The sequence below is a fragment of the Vibrio parahaemolyticus genome (assembly GCF_900460535.1).
Lineage (GTDB): Bacteria > Pseudomonadota > Gammaproteobacteria > Enterobacterales > Vibrionaceae > Vibrio > Vibrio parahaemolyticus.
In genome coordinates, this window is record NZ_UHIL01000002.1 from 1,362,399 (window position 1) to 1,379,183 (window position 16,785).

The window sequence follows — 16,785 nt, forward strand, 5'->3', positions numbered from 1 at the left end:
ATGACTTCCTTTTCCTAGCGAGTGAATCAGGAGCTAGCGTGATTCCTCAAACAATTCGCGCCCGATGAGCATGCGGCGAATTTCGGAGGTTCCTGCCCCAATTTCATACAGTTTTGCATCACGCAGAAGACGTCCGGTTGCGTATTCATTGATGTAGCCATTACCGCCGAGTAGCTGAATGGCGTCGAGCGCCATTTGTGTCGCCAATTCTGCGCTGTACAAAATCACCCCAGCGGCATCTTTGCGTGTGCATTCACCACGATCACAAGCCGCTGCGACGGTGTAGACGTACGCTTTTGCAGCGTTCATTCGTGAGTACATATCGGCTAGTTTGCCCTGCACAAGCTGAAACTCGCCGATGGATTTGCCGAACTGTTTGCGCTCATGCACGTAGGGGACGACGATATCCATACACGCTTGCATAATACCGAGTGGGCCAGCAGCTAAAACAACGCGCTCGTAATCAAGCCCACTCATCAATACTTCGACGCCACAATTGAGTGCTCCGAGAATGTTTTCTTTAGGTACTTTGCAATTGTTGAAGACGAGCTCAGATGTGTTTGAGCCTCGCATTCCCAACTTATCGAGCTTTTGCGCGTCACTGAATCCGGTAAAACTGCGCTCGACAATAAACGCCGTGATCCCGCGTGAACCAGCATCAGCGTCTGTTCTCGCGTACACCACGACCACGTCCGCATCGGGGCCATTCGTGATCCACATTTTTGTGCCATTGAGTAAGAAGTGGTCGCCTTTGTCTTCGGCTTTTAATTGCATGCTGACGACATCCGAACCCGAATTGACTTCGCTCATCGCCAGAGCGCCTATGTGCGAACCATCGACTAATTTAGGCAGATACTTTTCTCGTTGCGTTGGGGTGCCGTTTCGAAAGATTTGATTTACGCAAAGATTAGAATGAGCGCCGTAGCTGAGCGCGACGGAAGCTGATGCACGACTTATCTCTTCCATTGCTACTATGTGGGCGAGGTAACCCATTTCAGCACCACCATATTCTTCGCTGACGGTTACGCCAAGCAAGCCCATTTCGCCAAGAAGTGGCCATAAATAGCTAGGAAACTGATTGTAATGGTCAATATCGGCGGCAATAGGAGCTATATGCTCACTCGCGAACGCATTGACGTGATCTCGGAGCATATCAATGGTTTCACCGAGCCCGAAATTCAGCGGGATGTAGCTCGTTTTCATAACGTCTCCCTGTTGCAGGTGTGTGACTGTGAAAATCGTGCACTGCTTGAGTGAGGGAAATTTGAGTTAGTGGCGTTGTTACTTTTCGTTGTTTTTTAGTGTTTGAAGGCAGCGTTCTTTTGCCGCATTGAGCTCGCCCATGACGACACCAATGTCATTTAACTGCTGTTGTAACACGGCTTGCTTTTCTTCAATGATATTAAGCATTTTGAGCAGCTGTTCATCCGTTTGTTGCATGTCGTAAAGTTCGAACAGTTCACGTATTTCTGCCAGCGAGAAGCCGAGCCGTTTCCCTCTAAGAATCAGTTTAAGTCGGATTTTGTCCCTACGCTGATAAATGCGCATATTGCCTTTTCGCTCTGGCTCAATCAGGCCGACGTCTTCATAAAATCGAATACTGCGCGTCGTGATGTCGAACTCTTTGGCGAGATCACTGATTTTGTATTTTTCCATAACACACTTACCTCGAATAAAAATCCAGCTTCTCGAAATCTGACCATGACTGAATAAAAATTAGGTTGTTATCAATGTGTTTCTTTACCTCACTGTAAAGGCTAGTGCTATGCTTACGTAAACGTCAAGAAATCACAGTGCGATAATTTCGTTGCCGGATAAGGGATAGAGCTTCATCGTTTGAGGTGAGCAAACCTGAATAGGCAATTGTGGTGGGTAAGTTCGTACGCTGTGATACACCGTTAGGGAACGCGAATCATGGGAAACGACATTTGGATTGTCAGTGCGAAAAGAACGCCAATTGGGCGCTTACAAGGGCTGTTGCAACCGTACTCCGCACCGCAGTTAGGCGCATTTGCCATAAAGGCCGCGATGAAATCGCTGGGTGAAAACGTACTTTCTGAGACCGTAACTGATGAAGTGTTGATGGGCTGCGTACTACCAGCCGGATGCGGACAAGCGCCGGCTAGACAGGCAGCGCTCGGTGCGGGTTTTCCACCTAGTACAGGGTGCACAACCATCAATAAAGTTTGCGGTTCGGGAATGAAAAGCGTCATGATTGCTCATGACTTGATCAAAGCTGGCACCATTCGAACGGCTGTTGCTGGAGGTATGGAAAGCATGACGAATGCGCCCTATTTGTTGAAAGAGGTGCGCAATGGCATGCGATTAGGGCATCACTCCACTTACGATCACATGTTTCTCGATGGATTGCAGGATGCCTACGAAGGGCACTTGATGGGCGTCTATGCTCAGCAAATTGCAGATAGGCTCAAATTCAGCCGTGAGAAAATGGATGAGTGGGCAACCATGTCTGCAAAACGAGCGTTAGAAGCGCAAGAGCGTGGTTTGTTTGATGATGAAATTGCACCCATTGACATCCGGACAAAAACTGCCACAACCCAACTCGATTATGATGAGCATCCTCGCTCCATCGATCTAGAAAAAATTCCTCAGCTCAAACCCGCTTTCGATAAAAAAGGCTCAGTGACTGCGGCGAACTCCAGTGCAATTTCCGATGGTGCAGCCGCGTTGATTTTGATGGATGAAGAGACGGCGCGCCACCAAAATCTTACCCCGCTTGCCATCATCAAATCGCACGCGACTCACGCGAGAAAGCCGGATGAGTTTACGTTGGCTCCGGTCTACGCCATTGAACAATTGTTGTCGCAAATGGATTGGTCGATTGACGAAATTGATCTCTGGGAAATCAACGAAGCCTTTGCGGTAGTGACACAAATTGCGGTTGCGGAATTAGGGCTTGATTCAAGTAAGGTCAATATTAAAGGCGGAGCTTGTGCGCTCGGGCATCCAATTGGTGCCAGTGGGGCTCGCATTTTGGTCACATTGATCCACAGTTTAAGACAGCTACAAGCTCTGGGGATTGATGGGGATGCAAGCAACAAGAAAGTGATGCGAGGCGTTGCGTCACTGTGTATTGGCGGTGGCGAGGCGACAGCGATAGGTATCGAGATCCCGCTGTAATTTCTGCACAGTTAACAAAGGAGTAAATGATGACTCGTTTGGTTCCCTTATTTATTGATGGTGAGTTTCGTGAGTCTCAAACCTCAGATTGGGTTGAAGTCACCAATCCCGCCACCAATGACGTAATCGCGTATGTGCCATGTTCGACAAATGCTGAGATGAAAGCGGCCATCGAAAGTGCGCAAACGGCTTTTCAATCTTGGAAAGAGGTGGCGGTATCAGAGCGAGCGCGTTTGATGCTTCGCTATCAGCATCTTTTGAAAGAACATCATGATGAAATCGCGACCTTGCTTTCGCACGAAACGGGCAAAATCTTTGCCGATGCCAAAGGCGATGTTTGGCGCGGCATAGAAGTGGTTGAGCAAGCGGCCAACATTGCCAGCAACCTGATGGGAGAAACGGTCGAAAATGTCGCGACTGAGATCGACAGCTACTCGATAATCCAGCCTTTGGGTGTGTGCTGCGGTATTACTCCGTTCAACTTTCCTGCCATGATCCCGTTGTGGATGTTTCCCATCGCAATCGCGAGCGGTAACACTTTCGTTCTTAAACCTTCCGAGCAAGTGCCTTTAACCTCGATTCGCTTAGCTGAGCTTTTTGAAGAGGCAGGTGCGCCAAAAGGCGTATTGCAGATCGTTCATGGCCGCAAAGATCAAGTCGATTTCTTGCTTGCTCATCCCGATATTCGCACGGTGTCTTTCGTCGGCTCAGTGCCTGTCGCGCAGTACATTTACACCACGGGAACTCAATACTTTAAACGCGTACAAGCCTTTGCTGGCGCTAAAAATCACATGGTTGTCATGCCTGATGCTAACAAAGATCACGTCATCAACAACTTGGTGGGATCATCGGTTGGTGCTGCAGGGCAACGTTGCATGGCGATTTCAGTCGCGGTGTTTGTTGGTGAGTCAAAAGCCTGGATTGCTGATCTCAAACAAGAAATGGCGAAAATCCATCCCGGCGCTTGGGATGATGAGGATGCTGCGTATGGTCCTTTGATCAGTGAGCAAGCCAAGCAGCGAGTTTTGGGTTTGATTGAGTTAGGCAAACAACAAGGTGCGGTGTGTGAACTTGATGGCAGCCAATGTGAAGTCGAAGGGTTTCCCGATGGTAATTGGATCGGGCCAACGCTGTTTAGTGGTGTAACGCCGAATATGTCGATTTACACCCAAGAGATCTTTGGCCCAGTTTTGGTGTGTATTGAGGTTGAGACGTTGCAAGAGGCGATCGAGCTCGTCAATCGCAATCCTTACGGTAATGGCACGTCGATATTCACCGCTAATGGCGCGGCAGCACGGAAATATCAGCACGAGATTCAAGTTGGTCAGGTCGGTATCAATGTTCCGATTCCGGTGCCTTTGCCATTCTTCTCCTTCACGGGTTGGAGGGGCAGTTTCTATGGTGATTTGCATGCGTATGGCAAGCAAGCAGTGCGTTTTTACACCGAGACTAAAACCGTAACGGTAAGGTGGTTTGATGATGACATCCCAACAGGGCCGAATTTGACCATTCAACTGCGCTAAGTGAACAGCAAGGAGCTTTTATGGACTTTGAACTTAATGAAGATCAACGTGCATTTGCCGATACGGCTCAGCAGTTTTCGTTAGAGCGTTTAGCACCAATGGCCGCAGAGTGGGATGAAAAACAGAACTTTCCTAAAGACGTATTGAGAGAGGCGGGAGAACTGGGTTTTCTCAGCCTCTATACGCCAGAAGAACATGGTGGTTTGGGGGTAAGCCGTTTGGATGCGTCGATTGTTTTTGAGCAGCTCTCAATGGGGTGCACGTCGACGACTGCTTTCATGACTATCCACAATATGGTGAGTTGGATGGTGGCGAGTTTCGCGACCGAAGACGTGAGAGCCAAATATTGTCCTAAACTCGTCACCGGAGAATGGTTGGGTTCGTATTGCTTGACGGAGCCCAATGCGGGGTCGGATGCCGCTTCGTTGAGTACAACCGCGCACAAAAAAGGCGATACATACGTGTTGAATGGCGGCAAAGCATTTATCTCCGGCGCAGGAGAGACGGATGTTTTGGTCGTGATGGCGCGAACGGGCGAAGCGGGTGCCAAAGGTGTGTCTGCATTTGTTGTTCCTGCTCAAGCTGACGGCATCAGTTATGGGCGAAAAGAGCCGAAAATGGGCTGGAACAGTCAACCAACACGCGCGGTTACGTTTGACAATGTCGTTATTCCAGCAAGTCATTTACTGGGCGAAGAAGGGCAAGGCTTCATATTTGCCATGAAAGGATTGGACGGTGGGCGCATTAATATCGCGACCTGTTCCGTTGGTACGGCGCAACAAGCTCTGAATCAAGCTACGCAATATATGCAGGAGCGAAAGCAGTTCGGAAAATCGTTAGCGCAATTTCAGGCGCTGCAATTCAAGTTAGCGGACATGGCGACGGAGCTTGTCGCAGCACGGCAATTGGTGCGTTATGCCGCCAGCAAACTCGATCGAGGCGATCCCGATGCGACGACGTACTGCGCGATGGCGAAATGCTTTGCAACCGACGTCGGTTTTCAAATTTGCGACCAAGCGTTGCAGATCTACGGCGGTTACGGGTACATAAAAGAGTATCCCATGGAGCGTTATTTCCGTGACGTTCGCGTACATCAAATTCTTGAGGGCACTAATGAAATCATGCGTCTGATCATCGCGCGTCGTCTGCTCTCAGAAACGTCAGCGTTGCTCTAACAAGCTATCGGGTCTGCGCCATCAAAAGGGGAAGTCACATTATGTCATCAACGCCACAAGCCATTGAGCACACCATTCAAAATCACGTCGCAGTGATTACGATGAATAATCCCCCCGCGAACACGTGGACGGCAGAAAGCCTTCACGCTTTAAAAGCGTTGGTGTGCACACTCAACCAAAATAAAGACGTTTATGCCTTGGTCATTACTGGCTGTGGTGACAAGTTTTTCTCGGCAGGTGCGGATCTCAAGTTGTTTGCTGATGGTGACAAAGCACGCGCATTAGAGATGGCGCGCTGCTTTGGTGAAGCATTTGAAACCCTCTCCGAGTTTCGAGGTGTATCTATTGCTGCCATTAATGGTTATGCCATGGGTGGTGGGCTAGAAGTGGCGTTGGCGTGTGATATTCGAGTGGTCGAAGAGCATGCCATACTCGCGCTGCCAGAAGCGAAAGTTGGGCTGCTTCCTTGCGCTGGTGGCACACAAAATCTCACCGCGCTTGTTGGCGAAGGATGGGCGAAACGCATGATTCTTTGCGGCGAACAAATCAGCGCCTCTCTGGCAAAAGAACTAGGCTTAGCGGAGGAGTTAGTGCCAAAAGGAGCAGCCTTAAGTAAAGCGATTGCGATGGCTGATTCGGTTGCAAATCAATCGCCTTCTTCGGTCGCCGCGTGCAAAATTCTGATTCAAAACATGCGCTCTGCGCCACTCAAACACGGCTTAATGAAAGAGCGTGAATTATTCCTCGATTTATTTGATACAGAAGATCAAACAGAAGGCGTACGCGCCTTTCTTGAAAAGCGTCCACCTAACTGGAAGAACCAATAGGAGGCTTCATGGTAGGAACGGTCACCATTACAGAAATGGATTGTGTCGATGGCGTACATCGCATCGGCGTCGCGACGTTGGATAACACGCCATCACTGAACGCATTGACGTTCGATATGTTGCTTCAATTTCACGATCAATTGATCAAATGGCAACATGATCCGCACGTGGTTTGTGTAGTGTTAAGTGGTGCGGGAGAAAAAGCATTCTGTGCTGGCGGGGATGTGCGGGCGATGTATCACGTCATGCACAATGAGAGCAAAGAAGCGACCGTAGAATTTTGCACAAAATACTTTGCGTTGGAATACGAGTGTGACTACTTAATCCATACCTACAATAAACCCATCATTGGATGGGGTGAAGGCATCGTGATGGGTGGTGGCATGGGGCTGTTTATGGGCACAAGCCACAAGGTTGTTACGCCAATATCGCGTTTAGCCATGCCAGAAATCAACATCGGTCTATATCCAGACGTAGGTGGTACTTGGTTCCTTAGTCAAATTGATCCCGAAGTGGGCTTATTTCTTGGCTTGACCGGTGCGCTCGTTAATTCGAGTGACGCTGTCACTACTGGTCTGGCGGATTGGCTGTTGCTGGAAGAGCAATATCCCACTTTGTTAAAAGAGCTACAAAAAGTGCCATGGGGGACTTCTGGTGCGAAGGAACTGGTTAGTGCACTGTTGGCGTTGTTGGAAGAACAAATCATCGACAGCAAACCAACCACGCAAATCTGCCCTCATCTCGACCAAATCAAAGAAGCTTGCAAAGGCGTAGACCTAAACCTCATTGCTCAACGCATTATGGCGATGGAAGACAGCAGCCCGTGGATTGCCGGTGCGAAAGAAACATTTTCGTCAGGCAGCCCAATTACTGCTCATATTTGCTTTCGACAAGTCAAAGAATATCACCGCTTACCTCTTGCAGACTGCTTCCGATTGGAGCTGAGCCTGTCGGTTCGTTGTGCGCTCTTAGGGGAATTTGAAGAGGGCGTTCGTGCTCGCCTTATCGACCGAGATGGTGAGCCAAACTGGATGTTTAAAACGGTCAGTGACGTCGATGAAGATGTCATCGACTTATTGTTTACCTCGCTTTGGGCTGACGATGAACACCCGCTCGCCAAGCTCGGTGAACAGCCGCTAGGTTAGCCGTTAGGTCAATAAGGAGAATAATCATGAGTACCATCGCATTTATTGGGTTGGGTCGAATGGGGAATCCAATGGCGCAGAACTTGTTAGCGTCAGGGTTTAACGTGCAAATATTTGACGTAGATGTGGAAGCCGCAAAACAACTGGTGCCATTTGGGGCAGTGGTTGCGAGCTCGCTCGAAGAAGTGGTGGATGGTGCGAGCACCGTGATCACCATGCTTCCTGCGGGGTCTCACGTTCGGTCGGTGTATTTGGGGGACTTACACGGGGGCGTTGGCGTGATGAACCTTGTCGCACCGAATACGCTATTGATTGACTGTTCGACGATCGATCCCGATTCAGCAAGATTGGTTGCCAATGAAGCGGTAAACAAGCGTTTGTTGTTTGTCGACGCACCGGTTTCGGGTGGCGTCGCGGGAGCTAAAGCGGCTACGTTGACGTTCATTGTCGGTGGCTCGGATGAGGCATTCTCAAAAGCGAACGCCATTTTGCAGTACATGGGGAAAAACGTTTTTCATGCGGGTAAAGCTGGCGATGGGCAGATGGCTAAAATCTGTAATAACCTGATGCTGGGTATTTTGATGTCAGGCACGTGTGAGGCGCTGAACTTAGGCATTGATCATGGGCTCGATCCAAAAGTCTTGTCCAACATCATGTTGCAAAGCTCGGGACGAAACTGGGCGTTAGAGCTTTACAATCCATGCCCAGGCGTGATGGATAGCGCGCCAGCCAGCCATGATTATCAACCGGGCTTTATGAGTAAGCTGATGCTAAAGGATTTAGGTTTGGGATTAGATGCCGCATTGCAAACCCACTCCTCGGTGCCTATGGGAGCGTTGGCGCGTAACCTCTATGCATTCCATAACTCGAGCGGTCATGGCGAGCTCGATTTCTCAAGTCTGTTTGAATTCTATAAGAACAACAAATGACCATTGTGCTGGGAGCAATAAGCTCCCAGTTTCGATATTTCGTGTCTGAGCATCGACAAGTTTGGGAGAGCAAATATGGACATAAAAAATAGCGTTATTGCGATTACAGGTGCAGGGCAGGGGCTGGGCCAAATGATGGCGATTACCCTCGCTCAATCCGGAGCTGATTTGGCTTTGCTCGATGTGAATGAAACCGGTTTACGAGAGACACAATCACAATGTCAGATGTTAAGTGCGAAAGTGTTCACTTATCCGGTTGATGTGACAAATGAATCGGATGTGGAAGCGACATTTGACACCATTCTTCAAGATTTCGGTCAGCTCAATGGACTCATCAACAATGCGGGAGTGCTGCGAGATGGTTTGCTTGTAAAAGCCAAAGATGGCGTTATCAGCAAAATGTCGTTGGAGCAGTTTAATCTCGTCATGAATGTCAATGTCACGGGAACATTTCTGTGTGGGCGTGAGGCTGCTGTAAAAATGATTGAAAGTGGCTCACAAGGGGTCATCATCAATATCTCCAGCGTTGCGAGAGCCGGGAATATTGGTCAAACCAACTATTCCGCCTCCAAAGCGGCGGTCGCTACCATGGCAACAACGTGGGCACGCGAGCTTGCAAGGTACGGCATTCGAGCCGCTGCGATTGCGCCGGGGGTTGTACATACGGCGATGGCTGATCAAATGAAGCCAGAGGCGATCGAACGTCTAGAAAAGATGATTCCGGTAGGGAGAATGGGGGAAGCGAGTGAAATCGCTCATGCCGTCAAATACATTCTTGAGAGTGATTACTTCACCGGCCGCGTGCTTGAGGTGGATGGCGGAATCCGAATGTAAACGCTTTTTCAGAGAATGACTCCCTCAGGGAAGCATATTTGTCTGCTTGGTGACGAGTCGCATTGAGGGCAGGATCTGCTTTCTTTTTTATTACCAATACACATATTCATGTAGTAAATAAAATTCTTGCCATATTTAATTAAGAATAAATACCATTCAAATATTACGTGAAATCATTAATTTGATGTTGGTCACAATTATTTGGTTTGGTTTTTAATCATCTTATAACTATCACCGGATTTATGATCAATTCATCAGTCCGTTCTTTCCTGTCTATCTAACACCTTATTAAATATGGCTTTTACTCTGTGGCACGTCAATTTTACGCGAGAGTTTTAGCTGGTGGTTTACACACCTAAATTTCATTATTGGAAGGTTAGTTTCCAGTTGTGACTAATGAGCTTTAACTTTTTCCTCCTCATAATGCGCCAAATGTAACATTGTGTTTCAAAGTGTAACATTAAACTCACACTGTAAGTGTGGTTTTAACCACGCTGCAATCCCGTTTGATACTCGATGATCCCAATGTTGCACATGCTCAACACATAAACATTCTAATGACTATAACAACTGGTTCTTAGCTTGATACCGAACGTAATGGCATTTGCTTTGAAACCAGACAACCATCGAGAAAGTTAATGGAAGCCTCAAGATATAAACGCATCTTGTCGAGGGGGAGTTTGGCGTGCGTCATACTTTTCCTTTCAGGATGTAATTCTGCTTTGCTTGACCCGAAAGGTGCTATTGGTGTCCAAGAAAAAGAGCTGATCATCACCGCTCTTTTGCTGATGTTAATCGTCGTGATCCCTGTGATTCTGATGACGATTTACTTCGCCTACCGATACCGAGCAAGTAACACCGACGAAGAGTACGCACCAGAATGGTCGCACTCGACCAAAATCGAAGTGGTGGTATGGACAATTCCCATCATCATTATCGCCATTCTTGCCACCATCACTTGGCGTTCTACCCACGAACTAGAGCCATCCAAACCTCTGGTGAGTGATGTCAAACCGATGACGATTGAAGTGGTTTCGCTTGATTGGAAATGGCTGTTTATCTATCCGGAAGAAAACATCGCGACCGTAAACTACGTGGCGTTTCCGAAAGATGTGCCTGTGACCTTTAAGCTGACGTCAGACAACATAATGAATGCGTTCTTTATCCCGCGTTTGGGTACTCAGATTTACGCGATGCCAGGCATGGTGACTAAGTTGAATCTGATCGCTAACCACGAAGGGGACTACAAGGGCTTTGCGTCGAACTACAGTGGCGAAGGTTTTTCGCAGATGAAGTTCACCGCATCGGCAATGCCGGATCGCGCGGCATTCCTTAACTGGGTGCAAAAAGTGAAAGCGAGCCCTGATCGAATCGAAGACTGGGAGCAATACAGCTCGCTGGCTGAGCCAAGCGTTGCTGCGCCTGTCACTCTGTTCTCAAGTGTTCCTCCGTTTCTGTTCAGCAACGTCGTGACCCAACATCCGGGTTCCATGAACTGTTTGCCTGAAAACCAAGGATAATCACATGTTTGGAAGATTAACTCTGGATTCAATTCCATATCACGAGCCGATCATCATCATCACGCTGGCTATCGTCGCGTTGGTGGGATTAGCCGTGGTGGTTGCCGTGACTAAAGCTGGAAAGTGGCAATACCTATGGAATGAATGGTTTACTTCGGTAGACCACAAAAAACTCGGCTTCATGTACATCGCGGTGGCGATGCTGATGCTTGTACGTGGCTTTGCGGACGCGGTGATGATGCGTAGCCAGCAGCTACTTTCCTCTGCGGGTGAAGCTGGCTACTTGCCGCCGCATCACTACGACCAAATCTTTACCGCGCACGGCGTGATTATGATTTTCTTCGTTGCGATGCCGCTCGTGATTGGTCTGATGAACATCATCGTACCGCTGCAAATCGGCGCGCGTGACGTGGCGTTCCCGTACCTGAATAACTTAAGTTTCTGGCTGTTTGTGGTTGGTGTGATCCTAACTAACATGTCGCTAGGTTTGGGTGAATTTGGCCGTACCGGTTGGTTGGCGTATCCGCCGCTGTCTGGCATTGAAGCAAGTCCGGGGGTCGGGGTCGACTATTGGATTTGGGCGCTGCAGATATCTGGTGTCGGTACCACGCTAACGGGTGTGAACTTCTTCGCCACCATTTTGCGTATGCGTACACCGTCAATGCCTATGATGAAGATGCCAGTTTTCACTTGGGCGTCGCTATGTGCCAACATTCTGATCATCATTTCGTTCCCAATTCTGACTGTCACAATCGCACTACTGACGCTCGACCGTTACTTGGGCATGCACTTCTTTACCAATGATCTTGGCGGCAACGTGATGATGTACGTCAACTTGATTTGGGCATGGGGCCACCCAGAAGTGTACATCTTGGTACTACCTATCTTTGGTGTGTTCTCAGAAGTGACGGCAACTTTCTCGCGTAAAAAGCTGTTTGGTTACACCTCACTGGTGTGGGCGACGATCGTCATTACCATTTTGGCGTTCGTGGTTTGGCTGCATCACTTCTTTACCATGGGTTCTGGCGCGAACGTGAATGCTTTCTTCGGCATCGCGACGATGATCATTTCCATCCCAACCGGGGTGAAGATCTTCAACTGGCTATTCACCATGTATAAAGGCCGCATTCGCTTTACCACACCGATGATGTGGACAGTAGGCTTCCTAATTACTTTCACCGTTGGTGGTATGACGGGCGTGCTGATGGCAGTACCGGGTGCGGATTTCGTTCTGCATAACTCTGTATTCCTAATCGCACACTTCCATAACGTGATTATCGGTGGTGTGGTGTTCGGCTGTTTTGCGGCGATCACGTACTGGTTCCCGAAAGCGACCGGTTTCACCATGAATGAAACTTGGGGCAAACGCGCATTCTATCTGTGGATTGTCGGTTTCTTGATGGCGTTCCTGCCGCTTTACGCGTTGGGCTTTATGGGTATGACCCGTCGTCTGAGCCAAGACATCAACCCGGAATACTTCCCACTATTGGCGGTTGCGGCGGCGGGCACGGTTGTGATCGCTCTGGGCGTATTGTCTCAGTTCATCCAAATCTACGTGAGTATTCGTGACCGCGAGCAAAACCGTGACCTAACGGGTGATCCGTGGGGCGGCCGTACATTGGAATGGGCAACGTCTTCACCTCCGCCGTTCTACAACTTTGCTCATCTGCCAAAAGGCGATGTACTGGACGCGTTCTGGTATCAAAAACAAAGTGGCGAGTTCGACCCAATGAAAGAAGTGGAGTACGAACGTATCCATATGCCGAAGAACACGGCAACGGGTATTTATGTGTCGGCTTGGGCGCTGGTCTTTGGCTTTGCGATGATCTGGTACATCTGGTGGCTAGCGGCAGCAAGTTTGGTGGGTATTGTTGTGACATGTATTCAACACAGCTACAACGATGACGTGGACTACTACGTTGAAGTGGAAGAGATCAAAGCGATCGAAGCCGCTCGCCGAGCTCAGCTAGAAGAAGCGAAGAAAGGAACCGTGAAAGACAACGAAAACAGCGATGATCTGGAGGTGACCTATGCAAACTAATGTCGCAGCTCATCATGACCACGATCACCACCATGACACGAATGGCAACAAGCTGTTTGGTTTCTGGGTTTACCTGATGAGTGACTGCGTATTGTTTGCGACTTTGTTCGCGACATACGCGGTGCTGTCTAGCAACTCGATTGCCGGTCCTACGGGTAAAGAGATTTTCGAACTGCCTTTCGTGTTTGTCGAAACCATGTTGCTGCTATTTAGTAGTATCACTTTCGGTTTTGGCATTATCGCGATGAAACGCAACGACGTGGCGGGTCTCAAGCGTTGGATGTTAGTGACGTTTGCGCTAGGTCTTGGCTTTATCTGCATGGAAGTCTACGAGTTCCATCACCTGATTAAAGAAGGCTATGGCCCGCAGACCAGCGCGTTCCTATCGGCATTCTTTACGCTGGTTGGCACGCACGGCTTGCATGTGACCTTTGGTCTGATTTGGTTGGCGGTGGCTTATCACCAGCTTTCTACTAAAGGTCTGAACGACAACATGGCGATGCGTTTTAACTGCTTGAGCCTGTTCTGGCACTTCCTAGACATTGTTTGGATTTGTGTCTTTACCATCGTTTACTTAATGGGGGTGATGTAATGGGCCAACATGTTGAAATCAGCTCGTCGGATTACTTAAAAGGCTTCGTTGCGTCGCTGATCTTAACGGTGATTCCGTTCTACTTCGTCTGGGCGCAAACACTGCCAGCGAGCACCACTTACGTTGTGATGTTTACCTGTGCTTTGGTGCAGATTTTTGTGCACTTTAAGTACTTCCTACACATGGAAGCGAAAACGTCAGACGGGCGTTGGAACTTGGTGTCATTGATGTTTACCGCCATTGTTGTGCTGATCCTGATTGCCGGTTCGATCTGGATTATCTACAACATGAACGTCAACATGAAGTTGTAGGCGCGGGTATGCTGAAAAATTATTTGTCTATCACCAAACCGGGCATTATTTTCGGCAACCTGATCTCAGTTGCGGCGGGGTTCTTCCTCGCCGCTAAATCAGAACCTGCGAGCCTGACGTTGTTTTTAACAACCTTGGCTGGCGTGGGGCTGGTGATTGCTTCAGGTTGTGTCGTGAACAATATTTTTGACCGCGATATCGATCAAAAGATGGCGCGGACACAAAATCGTGAGACCGTAAAAGGGAACATCAATATTGATGTCGCCTTTGTCTATGCCTTGGCGATGTTGCTGCTGGGCACGGCACTGCTGTTCCAATTAGTCAATCCGCTTTCGGCGGTCGTGGTGCTGCTCGGCTACGTCTACTACGTGTTCTTCTACACTATGTGGTACAAACGCAACTCAGTATACGGCACTCTTGTTGGTAGCATCTCTGGCGCCGTGCCGCCATTAGTGGGCTATTTGGCGGTAACCAATTTCATCAGCCTAGAAGCAATTCTGCTGTTTACCATGTTTTGTTTATGGCAAATGCCACACTCCTACGCGATTGCGATGTTCCGTATGCAAGACTATCGAGAAGCGGGGATTCCGGTTTTACCCGTTAAAGAGGGTATTCATAAAGCGCACCGACACATGAAAGCGTATGTGGTGGCCTTTGGCGCAGTATCGTTGGGATTGTTTTTACTTGGTGAAGCTGGGTATGAATACTTAGCGGTCGCAGCTGTCGTTTGCCTTATGTGGATGAAAGTAACCTTTCGCAGTATTGACGACAGTAACTACGTCGCGTGGTCGAAGTCGGTATTTAAAGTCTCGCTGCTGGTGGTGATGGGGATAAGTGGTGTGCTTGGCGTCGAGTTGATACCTCTTGCTCTTTAGCTTCAGGTTAATCTCTTTAGATAAAATCAAAGCTTACCTCCCTGCAAATACAAGAATGGTCTTACTTGAGAGTAAGGCCATTTTACTTTTATGAGTTTTTCGCGTTACAGGCCTTTTGGAACCCCCTCCAGTTTTGCCATCACCTAGCCATGATAGAAAAAGTAAAAATGACCAGTGTGTAAAACATAGTGGAACGAACGACTTCATCAGACGTGTGATAATGCCAGCACATAGCAACATTCAACTTTGCGACGAGAATGTTTTATATGAATTACAGGTCAGTGAAATTTTAAAGTTGGGGGTTACTAATAGGAGTCAGACAGATGTTTAATTTCATTGGGATGAGTTCCTTGAACGTCATCCACTTTAGAAGCAGTAATCCCACCAAACCTTAACCCAGATTAAAGTTTTGTCCTCCCCAAAACAGTAAGGTGCGCCTTGTTGATGTTAAGTCTCAAGGATTCAGAGAAGGAACAGCCATGCATTATGTATCGCTGTTCCTTTTTCGTTCTTGTTGATTTACAAACGCGTCAAACAATAAAAACGAATTAAGAGGACTGGTTTTGAGTATTTTGTTTTCCGAAGCCCGCATTGGCAGCATGACACTAAAGAACCGCTTTGTGCGTAGCGCAACGTGGGAAAATATGGCGACTGAAGATGGCCACATGACGGCAAAGCTTTACGATATTTACGAAGAGCTTGCTAAAGGTGAAGTCGGGCTAATCGTCACAGGTTACGCCAATATCGTTGAAGAAGAAAAGCCCAACGCAGGGATGATGGGTATTTACAACGACTCGTTCATCGGAGAATACAAAAAGCTCACAGAACTGGTTCATCAGTACGATTCTAAAATTGTGATGCAAATTGCTTATGGCGGTACTAAAACCACCTACAACGTCGGTGAGCGCGTGATTTTTGCACCGAGTGATGTGCCTGAGCGCGGCACGAATACTCAAGGCAAAGCGATGACGAAGGATGAAATCGACTACATCGTAAAAGCATTTGCATTAGCGAGTAAACGAGCTCAAGAAGCTGGTTTTGACGGTGTCGAGATTCATGCCGCGCACACTTACTTAATCAACCAGTTTTTAAGCCCGTACTACAACCGACGCGAAGACGAATACGGAGGCAGCTTAGAAAATCGTATGCGTTTGCTTTTGGAAATTTATTCTGAAACCAGAATGTTGGTGGGGGATGCGTTTCCAATTCTTGTGAAGCTAACCGCGACCGAATTCTTTGACGGCGGTTTAACATTCGATGAAACACGCATCGTATGTAAGAAACTCGAAGAAGTGGGCGCTGATGCGATCATCGTCTCCGGCAATATTCACGGTAAAGCAAACGAACTTGTCGGTGAAAGATTCGATGGTTACACACTGCAAGAAGAAGGCTATTTTCACGAATACGGGCAAGTGATCAGTCAAGATATTCATATCCCCGTGATTACGGTTGGCGGGTTACGCGATATTGATGCGATCGAGAACATTGCTGAGAATACCAACATCCAGTTTTTTGCTGTTTCACGTCCTCTACTCGCTGAGCCACAGTTGATTAAACGTTGGAAAGAAGGCAATCGTGCACCAGTAGATTGTGAGCGTTGCTCTAAATGCCGAACTAAGCGCGGTAACTTCTGTGTGGTATATAAGAACCGAAACCGCCGCAGTTAGTGAGTTTACATAACCAATGAAGAAGCCTCCTCGTATCTAAGGAGGCTTTGTTTTTATGGCCGTCTTACCGTAAACACTCGACAGCTGAGTTTGGTTTGGCTTTTCTCATCAACTAAGTCCTATCGATTTTTTAATTCCATCTCATTGATAAAAAATGGGAATAATATTAATAGTCAAAAATATCAATAATAAGACAGTGTTTCAT

The 16,785-nt window shown here is 48.1% G+C and carries 15 protein-coding genes; 13 read left to right on the forward strand and 2 right to left on the reverse strand.

What is annotated here, in order from left to right:
- Window positions 1-33: 33 nt before the first annotated feature.
- Window positions 34-1,203 carry an isovaleryl-CoA dehydrogenase gene (locus DYB02_RS23310; RefSeq protein WP_029803804.1) on the reverse strand — a complete coding sequence of 390 codons (1,170 nt, stop codon included), beginning with the start codon at window positions 1,201-1,203 and terminating at the stop codon, window positions 34-36.
- A gap of 78 nt (window positions 1,204-1,281) precedes the next feature.
- Window positions 1,282-1,656: a MerR family transcriptional regulator gene (locus tag DYB02_RS23315; RefSeq protein WP_025502706.1), complete on the reverse strand. Its 375-nt coding sequence runs from the start codon at window positions 1,654-1,656 to the stop codon at window positions 1,282-1,284.
- A gap of 258 nt (window positions 1,657-1,914) precedes the next feature.
- On the opposite strand from DYB02_RS23315, the gene DYB02_RS23320 reads away from it, so the two are divergent.
- The 13 genes from DYB02_RS23320 (at window position 1,915) to DYB02_RS23380 (ending at window position 16,580) form a co-directional block, all read left to right on the forward strand.
- Window positions 1,915-3,141 (forward strand): thiolase family protein, encoded by a 1,227-nt coding sequence (locus DYB02_RS23320; protein WP_029803806.1) that lies wholly within the window; start codon window positions 1,915-1,917, stop codon window positions 3,139-3,141.
- A 29-nt stretch (window positions 3,142-3,170) separates the two neighbouring features.
- A complete protein-coding gene (locus DYB02_RS23325; RefSeq protein ID WP_029803808.1) occupies window positions 3,171-4,664 on the forward strand; it encodes a CoA-acylating methylmalonate-semialdehyde dehydrogenase in 1,494 nt (497 codons plus the stop codon).
- 20 nt (window positions 4,665-4,684) lie between these two features.
- A complete protein-coding gene (locus DYB02_RS23330) occupies window positions 4,685-5,839 on the forward strand; it encodes an acyl-CoA dehydrogenase family protein (protein WP_029803809.1) in 1,155 nt (384 codons plus the stop codon).
- 41 nt (window positions 5,840-5,880) lie between these two features.
- Window positions 5,881-6,666, forward strand: coding sequence for an enoyl-CoA hydratase (locus DYB02_RS23335; protein WP_021450773.1), 786 nt, complete (start codon window positions 5,881-5,883; stop codon window positions 6,664-6,666).
- 8 nt (window positions 6,667-6,674) lie between these two features.
- Window positions 6,675-7,811 (forward strand): enoyl-CoA hydratase/isomerase family protein, encoded by a 1,137-nt coding sequence (locus DYB02_RS23340; protein ID WP_029803810.1) that lies wholly within the window; start codon window positions 6,675-6,677, stop codon window positions 7,809-7,811.
- 26 nt (window positions 7,812-7,837) lie between these two features.
- Window positions 7,838-8,740 carry a 3-hydroxyisobutyrate dehydrogenase gene (mmsB, locus tag DYB02_RS23345; RefSeq protein WP_025787751.1) on the forward strand — a complete coding sequence of 301 codons (903 nt, stop codon included), beginning with the start codon at window positions 7,838-7,840 and terminating at the stop codon, window positions 8,738-8,740.
- Between the two features lie 75 nt (window positions 8,741-8,815).
- Complete coding sequence (locus tag DYB02_RS23350; RefSeq protein WP_024703243.1) at window positions 8,816-9,574, forward strand: SDR family oxidoreductase; 759 nt, start codon at window positions 8,816-8,818, stop codon at window positions 9,572-9,574.
- Window positions 9,575-10,212: 638 nt separating this feature from the next.
- Window positions 10,213-11,094: a ubiquinol oxidase subunit II gene (cyoA, locus tag DYB02_RS23355; RefSeq protein ID WP_005485985.1), complete on the forward strand. Its 882-nt coding sequence runs from the start codon at window positions 10,213-10,215 to the stop codon at window positions 11,092-11,094.
- A gap of 4 nt (window positions 11,095-11,098) precedes the next feature.
- Window positions 11,099-13,135, forward strand: coding sequence for a cytochrome o ubiquinol oxidase subunit I (gene cyoB, locus DYB02_RS23360; RefSeq protein ID WP_005483356.1), 2,037 nt, complete (start codon window positions 11,099-11,101; stop codon window positions 13,133-13,135).
- Window positions 13,125-13,727 (forward strand): cytochrome o ubiquinol oxidase subunit III, encoded by a 603-nt coding sequence (cyoC, locus tag DYB02_RS23365; RefSeq protein ID WP_021821510.1) that lies wholly within the window; start codon window positions 13,125-13,127, stop codon window positions 13,725-13,727. Before cyoB ends, cyoC begins: the two co-directional genes overlap by 11 nt.
- Window positions 13,727-14,038, forward strand: a complete 312-nt coding sequence (cyoD, locus tag DYB02_RS23370) for a cytochrome o ubiquinol oxidase subunit IV (RefSeq protein ID WP_029861955.1) — start codon at window positions 13,727-13,729, stop codon at window positions 14,036-14,038. Before cyoC ends, cyoD begins: the two co-directional genes overlap by 1 nt.
- Entirely contained in the window at window positions 13,999-14,913 is a 915-nt protein-coding gene (gene cyoE / locus DYB02_RS23375; RefSeq protein WP_195744615.1) for a heme o synthase, read from the forward strand. The genes cyoD and cyoE overlap by 40 nt, the downstream gene beginning before the upstream one ends.
- 563 nt (window positions 14,914-15,476) lie before the next feature.
- Complete coding sequence (locus DYB02_RS23380; protein WP_029803816.1) at window positions 15,477-16,580, forward strand: NADH:flavin oxidoreductase; 1,104 nt, start codon at window positions 15,477-15,479, stop codon at window positions 16,578-16,580.
- The last annotated feature ends 205 nt before the right edge of the window (window positions 16,581-16,785 follow it).